Origin of the sequence: Pseudomonas sp. NPDC087342 (assembly GCF_044744265.1) — a bacterium.
GTDB lineage: Bacteria > Pseudomonadota > Gammaproteobacteria > Pseudomonadales > Pseudomonadaceae > Aquipseudomonas > Aquipseudomonas nunensis.
This window is the reverse complement of the sequence record NZ_JBIUXZ010000030.1, coordinates 1-22491: the sequence shown is the minus strand read 5'-3', so window position 1 is coordinate 22491 and position 22491 is coordinate 1. Positions and strand designations below refer to the sequence as shown.

General features: G+C 60.5%; 21 protein-coding genes, 1 other RNA gene and 2 pseudogenes. 8 read left to right on the top strand and 16 right to left on the bottom strand.

Translation table 11 applies throughout. The features are described 5' to 3' along the window. Nucleotides 1-79 precede the first annotated feature (79 nt). The gene (locus ACIOYV_RS30330; protein WP_401329770.1) at nucleotides 80-1219 is read left to right on the top strand and encodes a DegT/DnrJ/EryC1/StrS family aminotransferase; all 1140 of its coding nucleotides are present in this window, start codon (nucleotides 80-82) and stop codon (nucleotides 1217-1219) included. 115 nt (nucleotides 1220-1334) lie between these two features. Here ACIOYV_RS30330 and gcvH read toward each other — a convergent pair whose 3' ends face one another. The 9 genes from gcvH to ACIOYV_RS30285 form a co-directional block, all read right to left on the bottom strand. Next, nucleotides 1335-1718 (bottom strand): glycine cleavage system protein GcvH, encoded by a 384-nt coding sequence (gene gcvH / locus ACIOYV_RS30325; protein ID WP_054044613.1) that lies wholly within the window; start codon nucleotides 1716-1718, stop codon nucleotides 1335-1337. 51 nt (nucleotides 1719-1769) lie between these two features. Beyond that, complete coding sequence (gcvT, locus tag ACIOYV_RS30320; protein WP_401329767.1) at nucleotides 1770-2852, bottom strand: glycine cleavage system aminomethyltransferase GcvT; 1083 nt, start codon at nucleotides 2850-2852, stop codon at nucleotides 1770-1772. A 156-nt stretch (nucleotides 2853-3008) separates the two neighbouring features. Further along, entirely contained in the window at nucleotides 3009-4625 is a 1617-nt protein-coding gene (locus tag ACIOYV_RS30315; protein WP_401329765.1) for an ABC transporter permease, read from the bottom strand. 144 nt (nucleotides 4626-4769) lie between these two features. Then, nucleotides 4770-5774 (bottom strand): extracellular solute-binding protein, encoded by a 1005-nt coding sequence (locus ACIOYV_RS30310; RefSeq protein WP_401329762.1) that lies wholly within the window; start codon nucleotides 5772-5774, stop codon nucleotides 4770-4772. A 217-nt stretch (nucleotides 5775-5991) separates the two neighbouring features. Beyond that, the gene (locus ACIOYV_RS30305; protein ID WP_401329835.1) at nucleotides 5992-7209 is read right to left on the bottom strand and encodes a 2-octaprenyl-3-methyl-6-methoxy-1,4-benzoquinol hydroxylase; all 1218 of its coding nucleotides are present in this window, start codon (nucleotides 7207-7209) and stop codon (nucleotides 5992-5994) included. Nucleotides 7210-7218: 9 nt separating this feature from the next. Beyond that, a complete protein-coding gene (locus tag ACIOYV_RS30300; RefSeq protein WP_401329759.1) occupies nucleotides 7219-7704 on the bottom strand; it encodes a DUF4442 domain-containing protein in 486 nt (161 codons plus the stop codon). Further along, a complete protein-coding gene (gene ubiH / locus ACIOYV_RS30295; protein ID WP_163910758.1) occupies nucleotides 7697-8884 on the bottom strand; it encodes a 2-octaprenyl-6-methoxyphenyl hydroxylase in 1188 nt (395 codons plus the stop codon). Before ubiH ends, ACIOYV_RS30300 begins: the two co-directional genes overlap by 8 nt. Next, nucleotides 8881-10215 carry a Xaa-Pro aminopeptidase gene (gene pepP, locus ACIOYV_RS30290; RefSeq protein ID WP_163910755.1) on the bottom strand — a complete coding sequence of 445 codons (1335 nt, stop codon included), beginning with the start codon at nucleotides 10213-10215 and terminating at the stop codon, nucleotides 8881-8883. Before pepP ends, ubiH begins: the two co-directional genes overlap by 4 nt. A 27-nt stretch (nucleotides 10216-10242) precedes the next feature. After that, the gene (locus ACIOYV_RS30285; RefSeq protein ID WP_401329755.1) at nucleotides 10243-10800 is read right to left on the bottom strand and encodes a YecA family protein; all 558 of its coding nucleotides are present in this window, start codon (nucleotides 10798-10800) and stop codon (nucleotides 10243-10245) included. Nucleotides 10801-10928: 128 nt separating this feature from the next. On the opposite strand from ACIOYV_RS30285, the pseudogene ACIOYV_RS30280 reads away from it, so the two are divergent. The 4 genes and pseudogenes from ACIOYV_RS30280 to ACIOYV_RS30265 form a co-directional block, all read left to right on the top strand. After that, nucleotides 10929-11069: pseudogene (locus tag ACIOYV_RS30280) on the top strand (TIGR02449 family protein); the annotation flags it as partial. A 66-nt stretch (nucleotides 11070-11135) separates the two neighbouring features. Continuing rightward, complete coding sequence (locus ACIOYV_RS30275; RefSeq protein WP_007942435.1) at nucleotides 11136-11453, top strand: cell division protein ZapA; 318 nt, start codon at nucleotides 11136-11138, stop codon at nucleotides 11451-11453. A gap of 30 nt (nucleotides 11454-11483) precedes the next feature. After that, nucleotides 11484-11662, top strand: a non-coding RNA gene (gene ssrS, locus ACIOYV_RS30270) — 6S RNA. Nucleotides 11663-11747: 85 nt separating this feature from the next. Then, nucleotides 11748-12353 (top strand): 5-formyltetrahydrofolate cyclo-ligase, encoded by a 606-nt coding sequence (locus ACIOYV_RS30265; protein ID WP_054617000.1) that lies wholly within the window; start codon nucleotides 11748-11750, stop codon nucleotides 12351-12353. Between the two features lie 34 nt (nucleotides 12354-12387). Here the strand turns inward: ACIOYV_RS30265 and ACIOYV_RS30260 are convergent, their stop codons facing one another. Continuing rightward, entirely contained in the window at nucleotides 12388-12540 is a 153-nt protein-coding gene (locus tag ACIOYV_RS30260) for a hypothetical protein (protein WP_008024268.1), read from the bottom strand. Nucleotides 12541-12735: 195 nt separating this feature from the next. Between ACIOYV_RS30260 and ACIOYV_RS30255 the strand changes: the two genes are divergently transcribed. Further along, the gene (locus ACIOYV_RS30255) at nucleotides 12736-13188 is read left to right on the top strand and encodes an EVE domain-containing protein (RefSeq protein ID WP_401329750.1); all 453 of its coding nucleotides are present in this window, start codon (nucleotides 12736-12738) and stop codon (nucleotides 13186-13188) included. A 119-nt stretch (nucleotides 13189-13307) separates the two neighbouring features. On the opposite strand, the gene ACIOYV_RS30250 is transcribed toward ACIOYV_RS30255, so the two are convergent. Next, entirely contained in the window at nucleotides 13308-13718 is a 411-nt protein-coding gene (locus ACIOYV_RS30250; protein WP_054044634.1) for a flagellar basal body-associated protein FliL, read from the bottom strand. A gap of 150 nt (nucleotides 13719-13868) precedes the next feature. Here ACIOYV_RS30250 and ACIOYV_RS30245 point away from each other — a divergent pair, with 150 nt between their 5' ends. Both ACIOYV_RS30245 and glpT read left to right on the top strand, forming a co-directional pair. Next, nucleotides 13869-14846, top strand: a complete 978-nt coding sequence (locus tag ACIOYV_RS30245) for an NADPH:quinone oxidoreductase family protein (RefSeq protein ID WP_401329747.1) — start codon at nucleotides 13869-13871, stop codon at nucleotides 14844-14846. Between the two features lie 286 nt (nucleotides 14847-15132). Next, nucleotides 15133-16482 carry a glycerol-3-phosphate transporter gene (glpT, locus tag ACIOYV_RS30240; RefSeq protein WP_033060633.1) on the top strand — a complete coding sequence of 450 codons (1350 nt, stop codon included), beginning with the start codon at nucleotides 15133-15135 and terminating at the stop codon, nucleotides 16480-16482. On the opposite strand, the gene ACIOYV_RS30235 is transcribed toward glpT, so the two are convergent. The 5 genes and pseudogenes from ACIOYV_RS30235 to rho all read right to left on the bottom strand — a co-directional run. Then, on the bottom strand, nucleotides 16458-17126 hold the full coding sequence (locus ACIOYV_RS30235) for a gamma-glutamylcyclotransferase (protein ID WP_054044646.1): 669 nt from the start codon (nucleotides 17124-17126) through the stop codon (nucleotides 16458-16460). The genes glpT and ACIOYV_RS30235 overlap by 25 nt on opposite strands. Nucleotides 17127-17333: 207 nt before the next feature. Beyond that, nucleotides 17334-18302 carry a CDP-6-deoxy-delta-3,4-glucoseen reductase gene (locus tag ACIOYV_RS30230; protein ID WP_290023282.1) on the bottom strand — a complete coding sequence of 323 codons (969 nt, stop codon included), beginning with the start codon at nucleotides 18300-18302 and terminating at the stop codon, nucleotides 17334-17336. Then, nucleotides 18302-19768, bottom strand: a complete 1467-nt coding sequence (gene ubiD / locus ACIOYV_RS30225; protein WP_401329742.1) for a 4-hydroxy-3-polyprenylbenzoate decarboxylase — start codon at nucleotides 19766-19768, stop codon at nucleotides 18302-18304. Before ubiD ends, ACIOYV_RS30230 begins: the two co-directional genes overlap by 1 nt. Before the next feature lie 69 nt (nucleotides 19769-19837). After that, entirely contained in the window at nucleotides 19838-21841 is a 2004-nt protein-coding gene (locus ACIOYV_RS30220) for an acyltransferase family protein (protein WP_401329739.1), read from the bottom strand. A gap of 148 nt (nucleotides 21842-21989) precedes the next feature. Continuing rightward, a pseudogene (rho, locus tag ACIOYV_RS30215) lies at nucleotides 21990-22491 on the bottom strand (transcription termination factor Rho); the annotation flags it as partial.

The window sequence follows — 22491 nt, the reverse complement described above, 5'->3', positions numbered from 1 at the left end:
GATGGCGTGGCGGCTTCGCTCAATCCCGAGCATCATGTTCGGCGCCTATTTAACGTCCGCTATCGGGTGTCTATCGTTTATGAGCCAACTGCCATTTCTGCCGTTCTCCAAACCCGTCATCGATGAAGCCACGATTGCCGCGGTCGGCGACGTGCTGCGTTCGGGCTGGATCACCAGCGGTCCCAAGGTCCAGGCGTTTGAAGCGCAACTCTCGGAATTCTTCGGCGGGCGTCCGGTGCGCACCTTCAATTCCGGCACCTGCACCATGGAAATCGCCCTGCGCATTGCCGGAATCGGACCGGGCGATGAGGTGATCACCACGCCGATTTCCTGGGTTGCCACCGCCAACGTGATTCTGGAAGTCGGCGCCACGCCAGTGTTTGCCGATATCGACCCGGTAACCCGCAATATCGATCTGGATCAACTGGAAGCCGCGATCACGCCGCGCAGCAAGGCGATCATTCCGGTGTACCTCGCCGGGTTGCCGGTGGATATGAACCGGCTGTATGCGATCGCCAAAAAGCACGGTTTGCGGATTGTCGAAGATGCCGCCCAAGCTTTGGGTTCGAGCTGGAATGGCCAGCGCATCGGCGCCACCGGCGAATTCGTGTCGTTCAGTTTCCAGGCGAACAAGAACGTCACCTCTTCTGAGGGCGGTTGCCTGGTGCTGAACACGCCTGAAGAAGTGCGGCTGGCGGAGAAGTATCGTCTGCAGGGTGTCACCCGCAACGGTTTTGATGGTCTGGACGTGGATGTGCTGGGCGGCAAGTTCAACATGACCGATGTCGCGGCGGCGATTGGCCTGGGGCAGTTTGCGCATATCGAGGCGATCACGGCTCATCGGCGTGAGCTGGCGCGGCACTATTTCGCGTGTTTCGGTGCGGATTTCGAAGCGCAGTACGGCGCGCAATTGCCGCCGGCGGATTTCGAGAACAGTAACTGGCACTTGTTCCAACTGGTGCTGCCTGAACGTAAGGACGGCCAACCGGCGCGGGCTACGTTCATGGAGCAGATGCAGGCACTGGGCGTCGGCATCGGCTATCACTACCCGCCGATCCACCTGCTGAGTCTTTACCGCGAGCGCGGTTTCAAGGAAGGCATGTTCCCAGTGGCCGAACGGGTCGGTCGCCTGATTGTTTCGCTGCCGATGTTTACCAGCATGACCAAGACGGATGTCGAGCGGTCGGTGGCGGCGGTCAAATCGGTGCTGAAGCTATAAACACCTGTGGGAGCGAGCCTGCTCGCGAAGGCGGTGTGTCAGTCAACATCTACATCGACTGATACTGCGCTTTCGCGAGCAGGCTCGCTCCCACATGGATTTTGCAGGGGGGAGGTTACTCGCCGATAGCGGCTTTGTAGCCCGCCGCATCCAGCAGCTTGTCCAGCTCAGCCGGGTTGCTTGGCTTGAGTTTGAAGATCCAGGCACCGTACGGGTCGGTGTTCAGCGCTTCAGGCGAACCGCTCAGGTCTTCATTGATCGCGATCACTTCACCGCCAATCGGCGAGTAGATATCGGAGGCGGCTTTAACCGACTCAACCACACCGGATTGATCGCCGGCAGCAAACACTTTGCCGACTTCGGTCAGTTCAACGAACACCACGTCGCCCAAGGCTTCCTGAGCGTGATCGCTGATGCCCACGGTGACCGTGCCATCGGCTTCCAGACGCGCCCATTCGTGACTTTCGGCAAAACGCAGGTCGGCAGGGATATCGCTCATGTTCTGTGTCCTCAAGAAAAATGTCAGCGGTCGTTGCCCGCCAGAAAAGGTTTAGATCAAGGTTTTGCCATGGCGTACGAAGGTCGGTTTGACCACTCGGACCGGGTACCACTTGCCACGGATTTCCACTTCTGCGCGGTCGGCGGTCGCCATCGGCACGCGCGCCAGTGCAATCGACTTGCTAAGCGTAGGAGAGAAACTACCACTGGTGATCTCCCCTTCGCCAACATTGGCGATACGGACGACTTGATGAGCGCGCAAAACCCCACGTTCCTCAAGCACCAGGCCGACCAGTTTGTGCTGCACGCCGTTGGCCTTCTCGGCTTCGAGGGCTGCGCGCCCGATGAACTGGCGCGTGGCCGGTTCCCAGGCAATGCTCCAGGCCATATTGGAGGCCAACGGTGAGACATCTTGATGAATGTCCTGACCGTAGAGGTTCATCCCGGCTTCGACGCGCAAGGTATCCCGGGCGCCAAGACCAATGGGCGAAATGCCCGCGCCCACCAGGTCGTTGAAGAAACCCGGAGCCTGATTGGCCGGCAACACGATTTCCAGGCCATCTTCGCCGGTGTAACCGGTGCGCGCGATAAACCAGTCACCGTCGAACTGACCTTCGAAAGGTTTGAGTATCTGGATGAGATTGCCACGGGACTGCGTGACCAGCTCGGCGATCTTGTGCCGCGCGTGGGGACCTTGAATGGCCAGCATCGCCAACTCGGAGCGCTCAAGCAGGTGCACATCGAAGCCGTCGAGATGAGCCTGCATCCAGGCCAGATCCTGATCCCGGGTGGAGGCGTTGACCACCAGCCGATAGCCTTCTTCGAGACGGTAGACAAGCATGTCGTCGACGATGCCGCCGCGCTCGTTGAGCATGGTGCTGTACAAGGCACGGCCGGGGCTGTGCAGGCGTTCGACGTCATTGGCCAGCAAATGCTGGAGCCAGGCCTTGGCCTGGGGGCCGTCGACATCGATCACGGTCATGTGGGATACATCGAAAACCCCGCAATCGCGGCGCACCTGATGGTGTTCCTCGACCTGCGAGCCGTAATGCAGTGGCATATCCCAACCGCCAAAATCGACCATCTTCGCGCCGAGGGCGAGATGAAGGTCATACAGAGGCGTACGCTGTCCCATGGGTTTCTCCTTCCGGGCGTGGCGAAGGTGCGGGCAAGCACTGCATGGGTTGAAAGCCTTGAAATAGAAGGCCTACAGCCGATTTCAGCTACCTGATCTGTCAGACGGACCGCACCGAATGCCGCGCATTGTAGCCGCAAGGTGTAGGACTGGCACCTAGGCGTTTCGATGCGCCGAACGTCGAATCAATCCGATGACCGGTAACAGTCCGACCAAAACCAGGGTCAGCGCCGGCAACGACGCCCTCGCCCACTCTCCTTCGCTGGTCATTTCAAAGATGCGAACTGCCAGCGTGTCCCAGCCAAACGGGCGCATCAGCAGGGTCGCGGGCATTTCCTTGAGCACATCGACGAACACCAGCAACGCCGCGCTCAACGTGCCGGGCAGCAAAAGCGGCAGATACACTTTGAAAAACAGTCGTGGCCCACTGACCCCAAGGCTACGTGCCGCTTCGGGCAAAGAAGGCCGTATTCGCGCCAGACTGCTTTCCAGCGGCCCATAAGCCACCGCAATGAAACGCACCAGATAGGCCAATATCAGCGCCGACAGGCTGCCCAGCAACAACGGCTTGCCCGCACCGCCGAGCCAGCCCGACAGCGGGATCACCAATTCGCGATCCAGATAACTGAACGCCAGCATGATCGACACCGCCAGCACCGAACCGGGCAAGGCGTAGCCGAGGTTGGCCAGGCTGACGCCGGAACGGATCGCCCGGGTCGGCGCCAGGCGTCGGGCAAACGCCAGCAGCAAGGCGACGCTGACGGTGATCAGCGCGGCCATACCGCCAAGGTACAGGGTGTGGACGATCAGTCCGGCGTAACGCTCATCCAGATCGAAGCGCCCGCGCTGCCAGAACCAAACGAGCAGTTGCAGCATCGGAATCACGAAGGCGCAGGCGAACACCAGCCCGCACCAACTCATCGCCGCCAACGCCTTGAAGCCGCGCAGGTGATACAGCGCCTTGACCCGCGGCCGCTCGTTGCTCGCCCGATTGGCGCCCCGGGCGCGGCGCTCGCCGTACAACACGACCATCACCACCAGCAGCAACAGGCTGGCCAGTTGCGCGGCGGTCGAGAGGCTGAAGAAGCCGTACCAGGTTTTGTAGATCGCGGTGGTGAAGGTGTCGAAGTTGAACACCGACACCGCACCGAAATCCGCCAGGGTTTCCATCAACGCGAGCGCCACACCGGCACCGATGGCCGGGCGCGCCATGGGCAATGCGACACGCCAGAACGCTTGCCATGGCGATTGTCCGAGGACTCGGGCGGCTTCCATCAGGCCTTTGCCCTGAGCGAGGAACGCGGTGCGCGCCAACAGGTAAACGTAGGGGTAGAACACCAGCACCAGCACGAGAATCACGCCGCCGGTGGATCGCACTCGCGGCAAGCGCAGCCCGGTGCCGAACCATTCGCGCATCAGGGTTTGCACGGGACCGGCGAAATCCAGCAGGCCGACGAAGACGAACGCCAGCACGTAGGCGGGAATCGCGAACGGCAGCATCAACGCCCAATCCAGCCAGCGCCGACCGGGGAATTCACAGAGGCTGGTAAGCCAGGCCAGGCTCACGCCCAACAGCGTCACACCGACACCGACGCCGAGCACCAGGGTCAGGGTGTTGCCCAACAGCCGTGGCATCTGCGTGTCCCAGAGGTGGGACCAGATTTGTTGATCGATGGTTTGCCAAGAGAAAAACAGCACGCTCAGCGGCAGCAGGACCAGCGCGGCGATGGCGAAGACCAGGGGGTACCAGCGGCGTTGGGCGGGGTGGGCCAAGGAAAAGCTCTCAGGGGTGAATCAGCAGAAGTGTATGTACACCGCAAAAAGATCGCAGCCTCGTTTCACTCGACAGCTCCTACAGGGTTACGCGATCCCAATGTAGGAGCTGTCGAGTGAAACGAGGCTGCGATCTTTTGATCTTCAGTTCCAGCCAGCGCGATCCATCATGCGGATCGCTTCGGCCTGACGCTTGCCGGCAATTTCCACCGGCAAGGTATCGGCGACAAACTTGCCCCAGCTCGCCACTTCCGCCGAAGGCTGTACCGCCGGGTTGGCCGGGAATTCCTGGTTCACATCGGCGAAGATCTTCTGCGCTTCCGGCGTGGTCATCCACTCAACCAAGGCCTTGGCCGCTTCCGGGTGCGGCGCATGTTTGGTCAGGCCGATGCCCGACAGATTGACGTGCACGCCACGGTCGCCCTGGTTCGGCCAGAACAGCTTCACCGCCAGGTCCGGTTTCTGTTTGTGCAGTCGACCGTAGTAGTAGGTGTTGACGATGCCGACGTCGCACTGCCCGGCGTTGATCGCTTCCAGCACCGCGATGTCATCGGAGAACACGTCGGTGGAGAGGTTACTCACCCAGCCCTTGAGGATCTTCTCGGTTTTATCGGCGCCGTGGACTTCGATCATGGTGGCGGTCAGCGACTGGTTGTAGACCTTCTTCGCCGTGCGCAGGCACAGGCGACCTTCCCATTGCTTGTCGGCCAGCCCTTCATAAGTAGTCAGTTCGCCGGGTTTCACGCGATCAGTGGAATAGGCGATGGTCCGCGCACGCAGGCTGAGGCCGGTCCAGGCGTGGGACGCGGCGCGATATTGCAAAGGAATGTTGGCGTCGATGGTCTTGGAAGTGAACGGCTGGAGAATGCCCATCTGCTCGGCCTGCCAGAGGTTGCCGGCATCGACGGTGAGCAGCAGGTCGGCGGTGGCGTTTTCGCCCTCGGCCTTGATGCGCTGCATCAGCGGCGCTTCCTTGTCGGTGATGAACTTCACCTGCACACCGGTTTTCGCGGTGTAGGCATCGAAGACTGGCTTGATCAGCTCGTCGATGCGTGAGGAGTAAACCACCACCTCGTCGGCGGCCTGGGCGGCGATGCTGCCGATCAGGGTCAGGGCCAGCGCGGTCAATAGACGCTTCGGTGCCAACATGGGAGCGGTCTCGATTGAAAAATGAGGCCAAATGATAAGGACTCACATTTGCCAGCTCAATCGAACAGTTTGCGGGTGAGTTACCAGATGTTGCACAGGTTGAGATGTGCGTTCGATGTTCTGACGCCTTCGCGGGCAAGCCTCGCTCCTACAGATCACCTCAACCCTGTAGGAGCGAGGCTTGCCCGCGAAGAGGCCATCAGCCCCAGCGAAAATCTCAAGCCTTGGCCAGCGCCGGCAAATCCCCGGTCAACCCCAGCGCTTCACGCACAAACAACGCCTTGGCCTCCGGCAACTGCTCGACGATCTTCAACCCGGCATTGCGCAACCAGCGCACCGGCAGCGGATCGGCCTGGAACAGGCGCTCGAAACCTTCCATCGCCGCCATCAGCGCCAGGTTGTGCGGCATGCGCCGACGCTCGTAACGGCTGAGGACTTTCACATCCGCCAAACGCTCGCCGCGTTCCGCCGCTTGCAGCAACACTTCAGCCAGCACCGCCGCATCGAGGAAACCGAGGTTCACGCCCTGCCCGGCCAACGGGTGGATGGTGTGCGCCGCATCGCCGATCAGCGCCAGGCCTTCTGCCACATAGCGCTTAGCATGCCGTTGACGCAACGGCACGCACACACGCGGATCAGCGCTGAGCACTGTACCCAAACGCCCCTCGAAGGCCCGCTCCAGCTCACGGCAGAAACCTTGGTCATCCAGCGCCATCAGGCGTTCGGCTTCACTCGGCGTGGTCGACCAGACGATCGAACACCAATCCTGCTGACCGTCCCGTTCCAGCGGCAGAAACGCCAGTGGCCCGTTATCGGTAAACCGCTGCCAAGCGGTCATCTGATGCGGTTTGGAGCTGCGCACGCTGGTCACGATCGCGTGATGCATGTAGTCCCATTCACGGGTCGCGACGCCGGTCAGGCGTCGCACCGCCGAGTTGGCGCCGTCCGCCGCGATCACCAACGGCGCGCGCAAGGTGCGGCCATCGGCCAGGGTCAGCAGCCAGTCATCGCCGGAGCGGCGCATCTGCTCCAGGCGCGCATTGGCCAGCATTCCGAGGTCACAGTCGTGCAAGCGGTCGAGCAAGGCGTCCTGCACCACGCGGTTTTCGACGATATGGCCCAATACGTCGGCGTGCACACTGGCCGCCGAAAAATGGATTTGCCCGGTGCCGCTGCCATCCCAGACGTGCATATCGGTGTAGGGGCTGCTGCGCCGGCTGGCGATGCCGTCCCACACGCAGAGGCGCTCAAGAATGCGCTGGCTGGCGGCCGACAAGGCGCTGACTCGCGGCTCGAATGTCGCTTGGGCATCGAAGGGTTTGACGCTCATGGGGCTGCCGTCCAGCAGCAGGACTTCCAGCCCGCTGTCCTGTAACGCCAGCGCCAGAGCGCTACCGACCATTCCGGCCCCGACAATCAGCAGATCTGCGCGCATTTCCATGCTTTAAGCCTGTCTCGCTTGCGGCTTGAGCCGCACGTAAAGGGTTTTTTCGACCCGCGCCACCAAGGTGCCGGCGCCGTCGTGAATATCGACCTGCAACTGCGGCAGGTATTTTTCGCCACTCGCCGTCTGCCGGCGGATCTCGTCGAGCAAGATCTCGTCGATATTGAAGCGGGCGAACACCGGGCCTTTGCCCGGCGCAATGAAATCGATGTCGGCGGCTTTGTCCCAGACGATGTAACGGTGCCCGAGGTTTTCCATCAGCATCAGCATGTAGAACGGATCGACCATCGAATACAGGCTGCCACCGAACTGGGTGCCCACGTAATTGCGGTTGTACCAGCCCAAACCCATGGACACTTTGATGTCCCGGAAGTCATCGCTGATGTGCTGCACTCGGACACCGGCGCCGAGGTACGGCGGGTAGAACGTCATGACCCAGCGCATCAACCGCGCCTTGCCGAATTTTGCAGTCAGCCACTTAAGCATCCGGGCGAGTACCCAAACCCATGGCCTGCCGGGCGAACCAGCGCTTGGCCGGCGGCAACAGATCGAGGCCGAGCAGGCCGATATTACGGCCCAGGGACACCAGCGGCTGGGTGCTGCCGAACAGGCGCGTGACCTGATCGGAGAAGCCCACGGTCAGGTTCTGATCCATGCGCTGGCGCTCGCGATAAGCCTGCAACGTCGCAAAGTCGCCGGGCGAGGTTTCGCTGGCCAGCAACGCATCGGCCAAGGCCTGGGCATCGCGCAAGGACAGGTTGAACCCCTGCCCCGCAATCGGATGCAAGCTGTGAGCGGCGTTGCCGAGAATCGCCAGATGCGGACGCACCTGCTCTTCGGCCTCGATCAAGGTCAGCGGGTACAAATGCCGCGCGCCGACCTGTTTCAACGTGCCGAGGCGATAACCGAACACGCCCTGCAACTCGCTGAGGAAGCTCTTTTCATCGAGGGCCGCCAGCCGTTGCGCGTCCATGCCCAGACGGGTCCAGACCAGGGCGCAGCGATTGTCCGGCAGCGGCAACAACGCCATCGGGCCGTCATCGGTGAAGCGCTCGAACGCCATGCCGTTATGGGCTTCGCTCGGAGTGATATTGGCGATCAGCGCGCTCTGGTTGTACGGGCGCGTCTTGATGCCGATCCCCAGTTGCTCGCGCAGACCGGAACGGCCGCCATCGGCGAGCACCGCGAGGTCGCATTCCAGCGTGGTTTCGTCATTGAGGGTCAGGCGATAGCCATCGGTCAGCGGTTCCATGCGCGTGACTTCAGCCGGGCAACGCCAACTGACCACGTCCTTGTCCAGGCCTTGCCAGAGGCATTGGCCAAGCCAGGCGTTTTCCACCACATAACCGAGAGCCGGAACGCCCTCTTCCATCGCCGACAGTCTAGCCGTGGAAAAACGCCCACGGTCGGAGACATGAATCTGCTTGATCGGCTCGGCGCGACGGGAGATTTCCTGCCACACGCCCAACCGTTGATAGATCTGCTTGGCGCCATAGGACAGCGCCGAAGAACGCGCGTCGTAGCTCGGCTGATAGCTGTCACCGGGGGCGAACGGTTCGATCAGCACGATCTTCCAGCCGCGCGCCTTGGCCCCGGCCTGCAAGGCCAACGCCAGACTCGCGCCGACCAGGCCGCCACCGATGATTGCCAGATTGACTCGACTCATGCCGCTTGTGTCCGTGCTTGCGCCATCAAGGCCTCGATCTCGGCGACCGTTTTCGGCACGCCTTTCGTCAGGATTTCACAACCGGTCTTGGTCACTACCACGTCGTCCTCAATGCGCACGCCAATGCCGCGCCATTTCTTCGCCACGTTCGGGTTGTCGGGGGAGATGTAGATCCCCGGCTCCACCGTCAGCGCCATGCCGACTTCCAGCACGCGCCATTCGCCGCCGACCTTGTACTCGCCGACGTCGTGCACATCCATGCCCAGCCAGTGGCCGGCGCGGTGCATGTAAAACGCTTTATAGGCTTCGCTGGCGATCAACTCGTCGACGTCGCCCTGCAACAGGCCCAGTTTCACCAACCCGGTAGTAATCACCCGGACCGTGGCTTCGTGTGCCTGATTCCAGTGTTTGTTCGGTGCGATCTCGGCGAACGCCGCTTCTTGCGAGGCCAGCACCAACTCGTAGATCGCCTTCTGCTCGGCTGAATACTTGCCGTTGACCGGCCAGGTGCGAGTGATATCGCTGGCGTAGCAATCGATTTCGCAACCGGCATCAATCAACACCAGGTCGCCGTCCTTGAGCACCGCGTCATTCTGCTGGTAATGCAGGATGCAGCTGTTGCGCCCCGAGGCAACGATCGAGCCATACGCCGGCATCTTCGCCCCACCCTTGCGGAACTCGTAATCAAGCTCGGCTTCCAGGCTGAACTCATGCAACCCGGCGCGGCTGGCCTGCATCGCGCGGATATGCGCCTGGGCGGAAATCCGTGCGGCTTCGCGCATCACCTTCACTTCTGCCGCCGATTTATACAGGCGCATGTCGTGCAGCAGATGATCCAGGGCAACGAATTCGTTCGGCGGCTGGGCGCCGAGGTGCGCTTTAGAGCGGATCACGTTGATCCAGTCCATCAGGTGCCGGTCAAATTCAGGGTTGCTGCCCATGGCCGAATACACCCGGTCGCGCCCTTCGATCAGGCCCGGCAGGATGTCGTCGATGTCGGTAATGGGGAACGCGTCGTCGGCGCCGAAGTCGCGGATCGCGCCTTCCTGGCCGGCGCGAAGGCCGTCCCACAGCTCGCGTTCGGCGTTGCGTTCGCGGCAAAACAGCAGGTATTCGCCGTGCTCACGGCCGGGCATCAAAACGATGACGGCTTGAGGCTCGGGGAAACCGCTGAGGTACTGGAAGTCGCTGTCCTGACGGTAAACGTGCTCGACGTCGCGGTTGCGGATCGCCACCGCGGCGGCGGGCAGGATCGCGATGCTGTTGGGTTCCATCTGCGCCATCAAGGCCTTGCGGCGACGACTGTATTCCGATTTCGGGATATGAATCATGGGCAGATGGCTTTCCCTGGCAGGCGATTAATGCAACGACGGTTTGGCAGCGGCCGGCTCGGCAGGTTTCTTGGTTTCGGTGAACAGCAGCAGCGGCGCGACGCGCAGATACTCCATGACTTCCATGTAGTCGCTTTCGCCGTCGTCGGACTCTTCCAGGGCGTCTTGCACCTGGGCGATGGCGGCCAGGTCTTGCAGGACCTCGGTCGCTTCAGTGCTCAGCGCGTTGTCGCGATAGGTCAGACCGAAGCCAGCGAGGAAGCCCTGGCACCATTGGCCCAGTGCAGCAGCGCGATCGGCCAGCGGCGCATCGTCGGTTGGCAGCAGCAGAACGACGGTCATGTCGTCGCCGGTCAGCTCGCCCTTGACCATCTCTTGCAGGCCGATCAAGGCGTTGCGAACGTTATCTTGCGGTTCGCCTTCGAGCAGCTCGCCAGCGTCGGACAGCCAGCTGTCGGCTTCGAAGCCGGCACCGGCGCAACTGCGGCCGAGCAACAGGCCATGCAGTTCGGCAGGCGAGACGTTATGACCGCTGGAAGTCAGCAGGGTGGAGAAGGCTTGGTACGGGGAATTCTGAATGGGCATGGGCAGCTAGGCGCCAGACGGCGCTATGTCTAGAATGAAGGCCTTGTATCCTACATCGACAGACTCGCCAAGACTATTAAAGGCTGTCCCGCAGCTTTCCCCCATCAGACACAAATTCAGTGGACACAATGGAAGACACCGATCTGCAAGCGCTGATGGCAAGACTTGAGCTGCTAATTAGCCGAGTCGAGCAACTAAAGAGCCAAAACGGACTCCTATTAGCGCAGGAAAAAACCTGGCGCGAGGAACGCGCGCACCTCATTGAAAAAAACGAAATCGCCCGGCGTAAGGTCGAATCGATGATTTCGCGCCTCAAAGCCCTGGAGCAAGTACTCATGAGTTCAAGCAATAGCGTTACCGTGCAGATCCTCGACAAAGAATATTCGATCATCTGCCCCCAGGAAGAGCGCAGCAACCTGGTGAGTGCCGCCCGTTACCTGGACGGCAAGATGCGCGAAATCCGCAGCAGCGGCAAAGTCATCGGCGCCGACCGTATCGCCGTGATGGCCGCGCTGAACATCACCCATGACCTGCTGCACAAGGAAGAACGCCCGGACGTACAGGCCAGCGGTTCGACCCGTGAGCAGGTTCGCGACCTGCTCGATCGCGTCGATCTGGTGCTCGCAACCGATCCGGACGTCACCAAGGGCTGAAACGCGAAACCGCTTGGGGTATACTCGCGTCACTCCCTGGGGTGCTTGCCAGTTGACCACGTCCCTGAGCCGATTCGCACTACCCTGGAGGCTGCACGTTGGGCTGGTGTGCATGTCCGCTAGACGGAAAGCCTTAAAGCCTACTGCATCTTCCACCTTGAACTTTCGGGTTCAAGGGCTAAGTCAGCAGCGGTTCATCCGGGGAGCCTGATTCCAGTCCGATGCCGGTTTAAATACCGGCATCGGCTTTTTTACGAGTACGCTTTACGTATTCGTCCTGCCGAAGCTGAATTCATGACCGAACCTGCGCTGCTTCCCCGCCCGCAACTTCGACGCATGCTGCGCAAGGCCCGCCGCGCACTGACACCCAGTCAGCAGCGCCAGGCCGCTCGCGGGCTATATAAGCAATTGGCCCAGCACCCACAGTTTCGCCGCGCAAAACATATCTCTCTGTATCTGCCCACTGACGGTGAAATCGATCCGCGGGTGTTGCTGCGTGCCGCGCAACGCCGGGGCAAGGCGACTTATCTTCCGGTGCTCAGCGCCTGGCCACGAACCAAAATGGTGTTCCAGCGAATTCGCCCCGGCGAAAAACTCAAACCCAACCGCTTCCGCATTCTCGAACCACGGCACAACGTCGCCCGACAACGCAAAGTCTGGGCGCTCGATCTGGTGCTGTTGCCATTGGTGGGTTTTGACGATGTCGGTGGACGCCTGGGCATGGGCGGTGGTTTCTACGACCGCAGCCTGGCGTATCTGGCGCGGCGCAAAACCTGGCGCAAGCCGACGCTATTGGGGCTGGCCCATGAATGTCAGAAGGTCGAACGATTGGCTCAAGCGAGCTGGGATGTGCCGTTGCAAGGAACGGTGACCGACAAGGCGTGGTATTTCGCAGGCTGACGCCACTGGAATCAGCGGCGTCCGGAAGACAGGTTCAGCGCTTGAAGGCAGACGGCTGTTGTTGCTGCGCGATTTCGATCGGCGCATCCGTCTTGTTGCTCCACAAGCTTTGGGCATAGCCGGTGGTCACGACGCCGAGGCCGAACAAAATAACCAAAATCCATAGTAAATCCGGTTTGCGTTTCATCGATTGCCCCCCAAAGGCACATCAACACGATGACAGCAGCGGTTTCCGTTGTAGGCCGTGCAGCAGCGTCAAGCTTAGAAGGCCGGCATTTTGCGACAACGTGAACCGACACGCAAACACTGGCGTCAACCGACTGTCGGTTTGTCATAAAATTGCCCGACAACTTGCCCACTCACCTCGCAAGGAGCAAAAACCATGGCTTATTGGCTGATGAAATCCGAGCCCGACGAGCTCTCGATCAACGACCTTGCGAAGCTAGGCAAAGCGCGCTGGGACGGGGTTCGCAACTATCAGGCACGTAATTTCCTGCGGGCGATGGCGGTGGGTGACGAGTTCTTCTTCTATCACTCCAGCTGCCCGGAGCCAGGAATTGCCGGGATCGGCAAAATAGTTGAAGCGGCCTATCCAGACCCGACGGCGCTGGAGCCTGAGAGTCATTACTACGATCCGAAGGCTACTGCCGATAAAAACGCCTGGAGCGCGATTGATGTCGCGCATGTCGAGACGTTTTCCAGGGTGTTGAAGCTGGATTATCTGAAGCAGCAGACGGTGCTGGCTGAGATGCCACTGGTGCAGAAAGGGTCGCGGTTGTCGGTGATGCCGGTGACCGCCGAGCAGTGGGCGGCGGTGATTGCGCTGAAACCTTGAGCTTTATTGCGACTACAACATTCGCGAGCAGGCTCGCTCCCACAATGGATCCGCGTTCACTGGAGATGCCTGTGGGAGCGGGCCTGCTCGCGAAGAGGCCGGCCCGGACGACGAATGTCTTACTGAATGATCAAGTTGTTAAACAACAGATCCTCAACCACCGGCTTACCCGTTTCGTCATTCATCACTTGCTGGGTTTGCTTCAACGCTTCCTGACGCAGCTTTTCCTTGCCCTCGACGGTGTTCATCGCCTCGGTGGTTTGCTGGGTGAACAACGCCACCAGTTGATTGCGAATCAACGGCTCATTGGCCTTCACCAGTTTGGTCGCTTCTTCACCGGTCACGCGCAACGCCACGTCAGCCTTGAACACCTTCAGCTTCGGCGTGCCGTCCAACCCATAGTTCCCCACGAATGGCGGGCTCAGGGTCAGGTAGCTGACTTTCGGGGCTTCGCCTTCTTTGGCGGCTTCTTCGGCCATCGCTGCCATGGGCAGAGACAGGGCCAGCATCAACATGATCCACGCTTTCACAATTCGCTCCTTATCCGGTTTGCGGCCTAGCATATCGACCCGACGCGCAAGCACAAGCTTATGGCTGGTTATCAGGGCCGGGCATGCTCGTTGACCCAACGATTCACACACCTACACTTATCGGCCATCACTCCCAAAGGAATAGCCCTGATGAAAGCCGTGCTATGCAAAGCCTTCGGCCCCGCCGAATCGCTGGTGCTGGAAGACGTCGCCAGTCCTGTCGCGAAGAAGAACGAAATCCTGCTGGACGTGCACGCCGCCGGGGTCAACTTCCCGGACACGCTGATCATCGAGGGCAAATACCAGTTCAAGCCGCCCTTCCCGTTTTCCCCGGGCGGTGAAGCGGCGGGTGTGGTCAGTGCCGTGGGCGAAAAGGTCAGCCACCTCAAGGTTGGCGACCGGGTCATGGCCCTGACCGGTTGGGGCAGCTTCGCCGAACAGGTCGCCGTGCCGGGCTACAACGTGCTGCCGATCCCGCCGTCGATGGACTTCAACACCGCCGCTGCATTCAGCATGACCTACGGCACCTCGATGCACGCCCTCAAGCAACGCGCCAACCTGCAACCGGGCGAAACCCTGCTGGTGCTCGGCGCATCCGGCGGTGTCGGCCTGGCCGCCGTGGAAATCGGCAAAGCCATGGGCGCCCGGGTGATCGCCGCCGCCAGCAGCGCGGAAAAACTCGCCGTGGCCAAGGCCGCCGGCGCCGATGAACTGATCAACTACAGCGAAACCAGTCTCAAGGACGAAATCAAACGCCTGACCGACGGCCAGGGCGCCGACGTGATCTACGATCCGGTCGGCGGCGACCTGTTCGACCAAGCCGTACGCGCCATCGCCTGGAACGGCCGCTTGCTGGTAGTGGGTTTCGCCAGCGGACGCATCCCCGAATTCCCGGTCAACCTCGCCCTGCTCAAAGGCGCAGCGGTGGTCGGCGTGTTCTGGGGCTCGTTTGCCCAGCGCCAACCCCAGGACAACGCGGCGAACTTCCAGCAATTGTTTGGCTGGTTTGCCGAAGGCAAGTTGAAGCCGCTGGTGTCGCAGGTGTATCCGCTGAGCAATGCGGCGCAGGCGATCAATGATCTTGGCCAGCGCAAAGCGGTCGGGAAAGTGGTGTTGCAGGTTCGCTGAACCTGATGAAGCGATCTGGCCGGTAGACACTACTGGCTGGATCGCTTCTTCTTTATATGAAGGACGTTTCCGCAAAAGCCGTGCTATTTCGAGGCGCCAGCCGCACGAAGCCCTATCGGTAACCTTTCCCACACCGTCCTTCACTTATATCTGAGCGACATGTTCATAAAGGAACACGCGATCTCCAACATTTCCGCTGTTTTGCCAATGCGAACCGGTGCTATTTTCGGTAACGAAACTGTAACATTCGCATCCGCAGTCAAAACAAGAAATCTGGAGCTCTTGAATGTTTGCTTTCTTTCGTCCTGCCGCACATCAGGCTCCATTGCCTGAAGAAAAAATAGACAGCACCTACCGACGCCTTCGCTGGCAGATCTTCGCCGGGATTTTCATTGGCTATGCGGGTTACTACCTGCTGCGCAAGAACTTCACCCTGGCGTTCCCGGACCTGATTGCCCAAGGCTATACAAAGGGTCAACTGGGTGTGGCGATGTCGGCGATTGCGATTGCCTACGGTCTGTCCAAGTTCCTGATGGGCATCGTGTCCGACCGTTCCAACCCGCGTTACTTCCTGCCCTTTGGCCTGGTGGTGTCTGCCGGGGTGATGTTCGTTTTCGGTTTCGCACCGTGGGCGACGTCCAGCGTGACCATGATGTTCATCCTGTTGTTCATCAACGGCTGGGCGCAAGGCATGGGCTGGCCACCGAGCGGGCGGACCATGGTGCACTGGTGGTCGCAGAAAGAACGCGGTGGCGTGGTATCGGTCTGGAACACCGCGCATAACGTTGGCGGCGGCTTGATCGGCCCGTTGGCGATTCTCGGCATGGGCTGGTTCAACGACTGGCACAGCAAGTTCTACGTACCGGCCGCCGTGGCGCTGCTGGTCGCCGTGTTTGCCTTCATTGTGATGCGCGACACCCCGCAATCGACCGGCCTGCCGCCGATCGAGAAGTACAAGAACGATTACCCGGAAGGCTACGACGCCAGCCACGAAGAAGAATTCAGCGCCAAGGACATCTTCGTCAAATACGTGCTGCGCAACAAAATGCTCTGGTTCATCGCCTTGGCCAACGTCTTCGTCTACCTGTTGCGCTACGGCATCCTGGACTGGGCACCGACCTACCTCAAGGAGGTCAAGCACTTCGACTTCGACAAGACTTCGTGGGCTTACTTTCTGTACGAGTGGGCAGGCATTCCCGGCACGTTGTTGTGCGGCTGGATGTCGGACAAGATCTTCCGAGGCAATCGCGGCCTGACCGGCATGGTGTTCATGGCGTTGGTGACCGTTGCGACCATCGTGTATTGGCTGAATCCGCCGGGCAACCCGATGATCGACATGATCTCGCTCTTCGCGATCGGCTTCCTGATCTACGGCCCGGTAATGCTGGTGGGTTTGCAAGCGCTGGAATTGGTGCCGAAGAAAGCCGCCGGTACCGCCGCGGGCTTTACCGGTCTGTTCGGTTACCTGGGTGGTTCAGTCGCGGCCAGTGCGCTGATGGGTTACACCGTGGACTATTTCGGCTGGGATGGCGGCTTCATCCTGCTGGTTGTCGCCTGCCTGCTGGCGATGGCGTTCCTGGCACCCACGCTGGGTCACAAGAACGTCGCCAGTCAAAGCCGCGAGGCGATCGCCTGATCGTCTTTTGATTTGCAACGCTTGAGCCGCGCCTCCAGATTCTTGTCTGGCATGGCGTGGCTACGCAGGGCGTTGGCGGTCTGCTCGACGTAATCGCGAGTGGTGCCGTAACGCCCGCAAGCGCTTTCGAATACCTGGCTCAGCACGTGATCCGGCAAGTTGCCGGCATAGCTGGGCAGGTGCCGCTCCAAAACGAATCCCAACGCCTGAACCTGGCTTCCGTCTTCGAGACGGCAGTTGAGCCAGTGTGGGCGATAAGACGGGAATGGCATTTCGCGCTGCCACAAGGCATAGAGCGACGCTTCGAGTTGTTCTTCGGGAAGGCGATAAGCGAAACCGCTGCAAGAGCCGCCGCGATCCAGGCCAAACACCAGGCCCGGCACTTCCGGCGTGCCGCGATGTTCGTGGGACCACAGGTACAAACCGCGATGATAGCCGTGCACTCGACCGCGAACACGCTCCACCGCCGGGCATTCAGGACGCCAGATCAGTGACCCGTAGGCGAACAGCCAGACCGGCCCACCCTTGTGGCGCGCCATGGTCGATTGCATCGAGCTGAGCAATTGTTCGTGCGTAAGCTGCGGCCCAAGATCGAGCCGCGGAGGATAAGCCAGGTTCAGAAAAGCAGATTCAATGGCGCTCATGGCGAATAGCGTTCAGCTCCCCGCGGATAAAGAATTACTTAATAGAACGCACCGCTGTAACAATAAGGCACATATGTTTTAAGGCAATTTAAGTGCCATGGCACAGTTCTTAAATAATTGCCTACATGGCATATAACCTACCGGTATTTATATAAATCTATAAATACCGATCGGCTATATAGGGAGTTATAACGATCAGACCGCGGATCAAGATCGCGGCGCGTACGCAAACACATCAGCGCGCATTTGATGCGCATCCATCCCCGCCTCGACCAACGCATCCAGCGTGCCGTAGACCATGGCCGGTGAGCCGCTGGCGTAGACATGCAGCGACTTCAGATCAGCAAAGTCCTCGCACACCGCCTCATGCAGCATGCCGCAGCGCCCTTCCCAACCGCATTGATCGCTGACGACTTTATGCAGGAACAGATTGGGCAGTTTCAGCCATTCGTCCCAATGTTCGATTTCATAAAAGTCTTCGGGACGGCGCACGCCCCAATACAGATGCACCGGATGCTTGAAACCGGTGGCGCGGCAATGCTCGATCAGACTGTGGATCTGGCCCATGCCGGTGCCGGCGGCGATCAGCACCAATGGTCCGTCCGGCAACTCGGCCAAGTGGGTGTCGCCGAAGGGCATTTCGATGCGCACCATGGCGTTGCGTTGCAACTGGTCGATCAGGCTCAGCGCACTGCTTTCGCGCGCCAGCACATGGATTTCCAGGTCGCGCCCGGCATGCGGTGCCGAGGCCAGGGAAAACGCAGATTTCTCACCGTTCTCACGCTCGATCATCAAATACTGACCGGCGTGATAGCGCGGTGGCTTGCCGGCCGGTGCCCGCAGGTGAACCCGAAAGGTATCCCCGCCAACGTCCCTGCATTCAATGACCTGACACGACAAGCTGCGCACCGGCAGTTCTCCCAGCGCGAGCACGCCATCCCACAGCACGATGCAGTCTTCCAGCGGCTCTGCTATGCAAGTGTAGAACTCGCCGTGGTCACGCACATGGCCGGCCTGTTCGACCCGGCCTTCCACCAGCAACGCCGCGCAGACGTGGCAATTGCCGTTGCGGCAGCTTTGCGGGCATTCATAGCCCAGCCGCCGCGCGCCATCGAGAATCCGCTCGCCGGGCAATATCTCAAGCACTGCTCCGGAGGGCTGCAAGGTTACACGCATCAATCTATTCCTAACTGATTCCAGATGGCATCGATCCGTTTGGTCACGGCTTCATCCTTGACGATCACCCGGCCCCACTCGCGAGTGGTTTCGCCGGGCCATTTATGCGTGGCATCGAGCCCCATCTTCGACCCCAGGCCGGACACCGGCGAGGCGAAGTCGAGATAATCGATCGGCGTGTTGTCGATTATCACCGTGTCGCGCTTGGGGTCCATGCGCGTGGTGATGGCCCAGACCACGTCGTTCCAGTCTCGCGCGTTGATATCGTCGTCAGTGACGATAACGAACTTGGTGTACATGAACTGTCGCAAAAACGACCAGACACCGAGCATTACCCGCTTGGCATGCCCCGGATACGACTTCTTCATGGTCACGATGGCCATGCGGTACGAGCAGCCTTCGGGCGGCAGGTAGAAGTCGGTGATCTCCGGAAATTGCTTCTGCAGGATCGGCACGAACACTTCGTTCAGCGCCACACCGAGAATCGCCGGTTCATCCGGTGGACGGCCGGTGTAGGTGCTGTGGTAGATCGGTTTGATCCGGTGGGTAATGCGCTCGACGGTGAACACCGGGAAGCTGTCGACTTCGTTGTAATAACCGGTGTGATCGCCGTACGGACCTTCGTCGGCCATTTCGCCCGGGTGGATCACGCCTTCGAGGATGATTTCGGCAGTGGCCGGCACTTGCAGGTCGTTGCCACGGCACTTCACCAGTTCGGTGCGGTTACCGCGCAGCAGACCGGCGAAAGCGTATTCGGACAGGCTGTCCGGCACTGGTGTCACGGCGCCGAGGATGGTCGCCGGGTCAGCACCGAGGGCCACGGACACCGGAAACGGCTGGCCGGGATGCTTTTCGCACCACTCGCGATAGTCCAACGCGCCGCCACGGTGACTCAGCCAACGCATGATGACCTTGTTGCGGCCGATCACTTGCTGACGATAGATGCCGAGGTTCTGGCGGTCCTTGTTCGGGCCTTTGGTGACGGTCAGGCCCCAGGTGATCAGCGGGCCGACGTCGCCAGGCCAGCAAGTCTGCACGGGCAGCATCGCCAGATCGACGTCGTCGCCTTCGATGACCACTTCCTGGCACACCGCGTCTTTGACGACTTTCGGCGCCATGGCGATGATCTTGCGGAAGATCGGCAGCTTGGACCAGGCATCTTTCAAGCCCTTCGGCGGCTCGGGTTCCTTGAGGAACGCCAGCAACTTGCCGATTTCGCGCAGCTCGCTGACCGCTTCGGCGCCCATGCCCATGGCCACCCGCTCGGGAGTGCCGAACAGGTTGCCGAGGACCGGGATGTCGTAGCCGGTCGGGTTCTCGAACAGCAACGCCGGGCCCTTGGCCCGCAGCGTGCGATCACACACCTCGGTCATCTCCAGCACTGGAGAGACAGGGACATGGATGCGTTTCAACTCTCCGCGCTGCTCAAGCTGCTGCACGAAATCCCGAAGATCCTTGAATTTCATTGATGATGGCACCCGTAAAATAGGCGTACATCCTACCTGCTCTGCCGGCCGCTGGCAGCTTATCGCTGCTTACTTCGCCGCATTCACGTTGCCATTGCCGACTGTGGCTTGGGCCTGCAAGCGCTTGAACAGTGGCTCAAGCACCGGCGCCACGAGCCGTGCGCCAATCTCCGACAGGTGATTGTCGTCGGTATACAGCGAATGCCCGTCGAGTTCGACCCGGCACAGCCCCGCGTCATCACACAGCAGCGGCGCCGGATCCACCACGGTCACCCCTGGATTGGCAGCGGCCAGTTGAGCGAACAGTTGGCTGATAAAGGCCTGGCGCTTGAAGTGCTCGGTCACTGCCAAACCGACGTCATCGGTCGGGCGATGCAACATGGCCAGGCGCGTCAGGCGATAGGGCGGGCTGAACTGTTGCAGCGGTGCTTCCTTGACCAGCCAGACGCGATGCCCACCTGCGCGCAGTTGCCGAATCGTCGCCTGCAAGCCGTCAGCCAGACGCTGCTCGGCGACGGGACGCTCATATCGGCCATGGGAATCACGCAGCGCATGACCCAGATCGCCCTTCACATCGCCATAGAGGTACAGGCTCCAACGCGCGACCAGCACCACATCGGCCACCGACTGGGGCTTCAACGCCTTCTCGACCCGGCGATTGAACCGGGCACATTGCTGATCGTGCTCAAGCCCTTCGACCGGAATGCAGCCCGGGGAACTGGCGAGAATCACGCTGACCCCATGCTGTTGCGCGCCATCGTCGAAGACCGGGATCAGCGCCGTGGCATGGCTGTCGCCCCAGACCAGGGCTTTTGGGGCCGTCGGCGCTGACGTTCCGTAGTGACAAAACAGCTTGTCGTCAGGGGTCTTGTCGTTGGCCAGGCACTTCATCAGTTCCGGCCGCCATTCCTTGCCCTTGGCGTACTGCAACGTCTCATCCGACAAGCGCGAAGGCAAGCCATCGGTCCAGCGCAATGCCTGGCCGGCCAGGCCGAGCACCAGCACACCGCAACCGGCCGCCATCAGGATCTGCCGACGTCCCGCCAACAACCGGCGCTCGCGGAACGGCGTCTCGACGAAGCGCCACGACAGATAACCGAGCACCAGCGTGAGCAGAATCAGCCCTGCAATCTCCACCGGCCCCGACTCATCGACGCTGGCATAACTGGCGAACACAAACACCGGCCAATGCCACAGGTACCAGGAATAGGAAATCAACCCGAGGCCCACCAGCACACGACTGGCCAGCAACCCACCGATCAGCGTCTGCCGATGGCCGTTGGCCCAGATCAGCACGACCACGCCGAGGGTCGGCAACAGCGCCGCAGCACCGGGGAATGGCGTGCTGTTGTCGTAGGCAAACACCGCCAACAGAATCAGCCCGAAGCCGAACAGGCTGACAGCCTGGGCTCCGGCCGTGGTGAGGCGCCAGTGGCTTCTGGGCGCAACCGCCAACATGGCGCCGGCCAACAGCTCCCAGGCGCGCATCGGTAACAGGAAAAAAGCTTTTTCCGGGTGGTGCGCCACGGCCCAGACGCTAAGCCCGAACGACACCAGCAGCACACCGAACAATGCCAGCCGCCAGTGTTTGAGGCGGCTCGACAGCACCGTCAGCAGCAGCGGGAAGACAATGTAGAACTGCTCTTCAACCGCCAGCGACCAGGTATGCAGCAACGGCTTGAGGTCGGAAGCCACATCGAAATAACCATCCTGGCGCATGAACAAGATGTTAGAGACGAACATCACCTGGTAGCGCACCGAGCGCCCCAGCTCTTCATAGTCCTTGGGCGCCAACAGGAACCAGCCCACCGCCAGCACCGCAAGAATCATCACAAACAGCGCTGGCAGGATCCGCCGGGCACGTCGCGCCCAGAAATCGACAAAGCTGAAACGCCCGGCCTGACGCTGGTTCCAGATGATCGAAGTGATCAGGTAACCGGAAATCACGAAGAAAACATCAACACCGACAAAGCCGCCGGTAAAGCCAGGAACGCCAAAATGGAACAACACCACCGCGATCACGGCGATTGCCCGCAAGCCGTCGATATCCCTTCGATAAGCAAGTGTGCTCATAAACAGAAAATGCCAGTCAGATTAAAGTTCTGGGCTCGTCGACCCATTTCGTTTGTTTACAGACCAACCCTAGTCGTAAACCTCCCTTTTTTTTTGCAAAAAAAATGGCGCCCCGAAGGACGCCATTTTTAGCGGTTGGAAAACCGTCTTACTTGCGCTTCATCGACAAGAAGAACTCGTCGTTGGTCTTGGTCGTTTTCAGCTTGTCGACCAGGAACTCGATGGCAGCGATTTCGTCCATCGGGTGCAGCAGCTTGCGCAGGATCCACATGCGCTGCAACTCGTCGTCGGCGGTCAGCAACTCTTCGCGGCGAGTGCCGGAACGGTTGATGTTGATGGCCGGGAAAACGCGTTTTTCAGCGATGCGGCGATCCAGAGGCAGTTCCATGTTGCCCGTGCCTTTGAATTCCTCGTAGATCACTTCGTCCATCTTCGAGCCGGTTTCAACCAGCGCGGTGGCGATAATGGTCAGCGAGCCGCCTTCTTCGATGTTCCGTGCGGCGCCGAAGAAACGTTTCGGTTTCTCCAGGGCGTGGGCATCGACACCACCGGTCAGTACCTTGCCGGAGCTCGGGATCACGGTGTTGTAGGCGCGAGCCAGACGGGTGATGGAGTCGAGCAGGATCACCACGTCTTTCTTGTGTTCGACC

Bases quoted from the DNA above. Each gene is read 5' to 3' on its own strand.
- ACIOYV_RS30300 (WP_401329759.1), bottom strand. From the start codon at position 7,704: ATGCTTAAGTGGCTGACTGCAAAATTCGGCAAGGCGCGGTTGATGCGC.
- ubiH (WP_163910758.1), bottom strand. From the start codon at position 8,884: ATGAGTCGAGTCAATCTGGCAATCATCGGTGGCGGCCTGGTCGGCGCG.
- ACIOYV_RS30255 (WP_401329750.1), top strand. From the start codon at position 12,736: ATGGCTTATTGGCTGATGAAATCCGAGCCCGACGAGCTCTCGATCAAC.
- gcvT (WP_401329767.1), bottom strand. From the start codon at position 2,852: ATGGGACAGCGTACGCCTCTGTATGACCTTCATCTCGCCCTCGGCGCG.
- glpT (WP_033060633.1), top strand. From the start codon at position 15,133: ATGTTTGCTTTCTTTCGTCCTGCCGCACATCAGGCTCCATTGCCTGAA.
- ACIOYV_RS30230 (WP_290023282.1), bottom strand. From the start codon at position 18,302: ATGCGTGTAACCTTGCAGCCCTCCGGAGCAGTGCTTGAGATATTGCCC.
- ACIOYV_RS30245 (WP_401329747.1), top strand. From the start codon at position 13,869: ATGAAAGCCGTGCTATGCAAAGCCTTCGGCCCCGCCGAATCGCTGGTG.
- ACIOYV_RS30310 (WP_401329762.1), bottom strand. From the start codon at position 5,774: ATGTTGGCACCGAAGCGTCTATTGACCGCGCTGGCCCTGACCCTGATC.
- ACIOYV_RS30265 (WP_054617000.1), top strand. From the start codon at position 11,748: ATGACCGAACCTGCGCTGCTTCCCCGCCCGCAACTTCGACGCATGCTG.
- pepP (WP_163910755.1), bottom strand. From the start codon at position 10,215: ATGATTCATATCCCGAAATCGGAATACAGTCGTCGCCGCAAGGCCTTG.
- ubiD (WP_401329742.1), bottom strand. From the start codon at position 19,768: ATGAAATTCAAGGATCTTCGGGATTTCGTGCAGCAGCTTGAGCAGCGC.
- ACIOYV_RS30260 (WP_008024268.1), bottom strand. From the start codon at position 12,540: ATGAAACGCAAACCGGATTTACTATGGATTTTGGTTATTTTGTTCGGC.
- ACIOYV_RS30330 (WP_401329770.1), top strand. From the start codon at position 80: ATGAGCCAACTGCCATTTCTGCCGTTCTCCAAACCCGTCATCGATGAA.
- ACIOYV_RS30305 (WP_401329835.1), bottom strand. From the start codon at position 7,209: ATGCGCGCAGATCTGCTGATTGTCGGGGCCGGAATGGTCGGTAGCGCT.
- ACIOYV_RS30235 (WP_054044646.1), bottom strand. From the start codon at position 17,126: ATGAGCGCCATTGAATCTGCTTTTCTGAACCTGGCTTATCCTCCGCGG.
- ACIOYV_RS30275 (WP_007942435.1), top strand. From the start codon at position 11,136: ATGAGTTCAAGCAATAGCGTTACCGTGCAGATCCTCGACAAAGAATAT.
- gcvH (WP_054044613.1), bottom strand. From the start codon at position 1,718: ATGAGCGATATCCCTGCCGACCTGCGTTTTGCCGAAAGTCACGAATGG.
- ACIOYV_RS30220 (WP_401329739.1), bottom strand. From the start codon at position 21,841: ATGAGCACACTTGCTTATCGAAGGGATATCGACGGCTTGCGGGCAATC.
- ACIOYV_RS30285 (WP_401329755.1), bottom strand. From the start codon at position 10,800: ATGCCCATTCAGAATTCCCCGTACCAAGCCTTCTCCACCCTGCTGACT.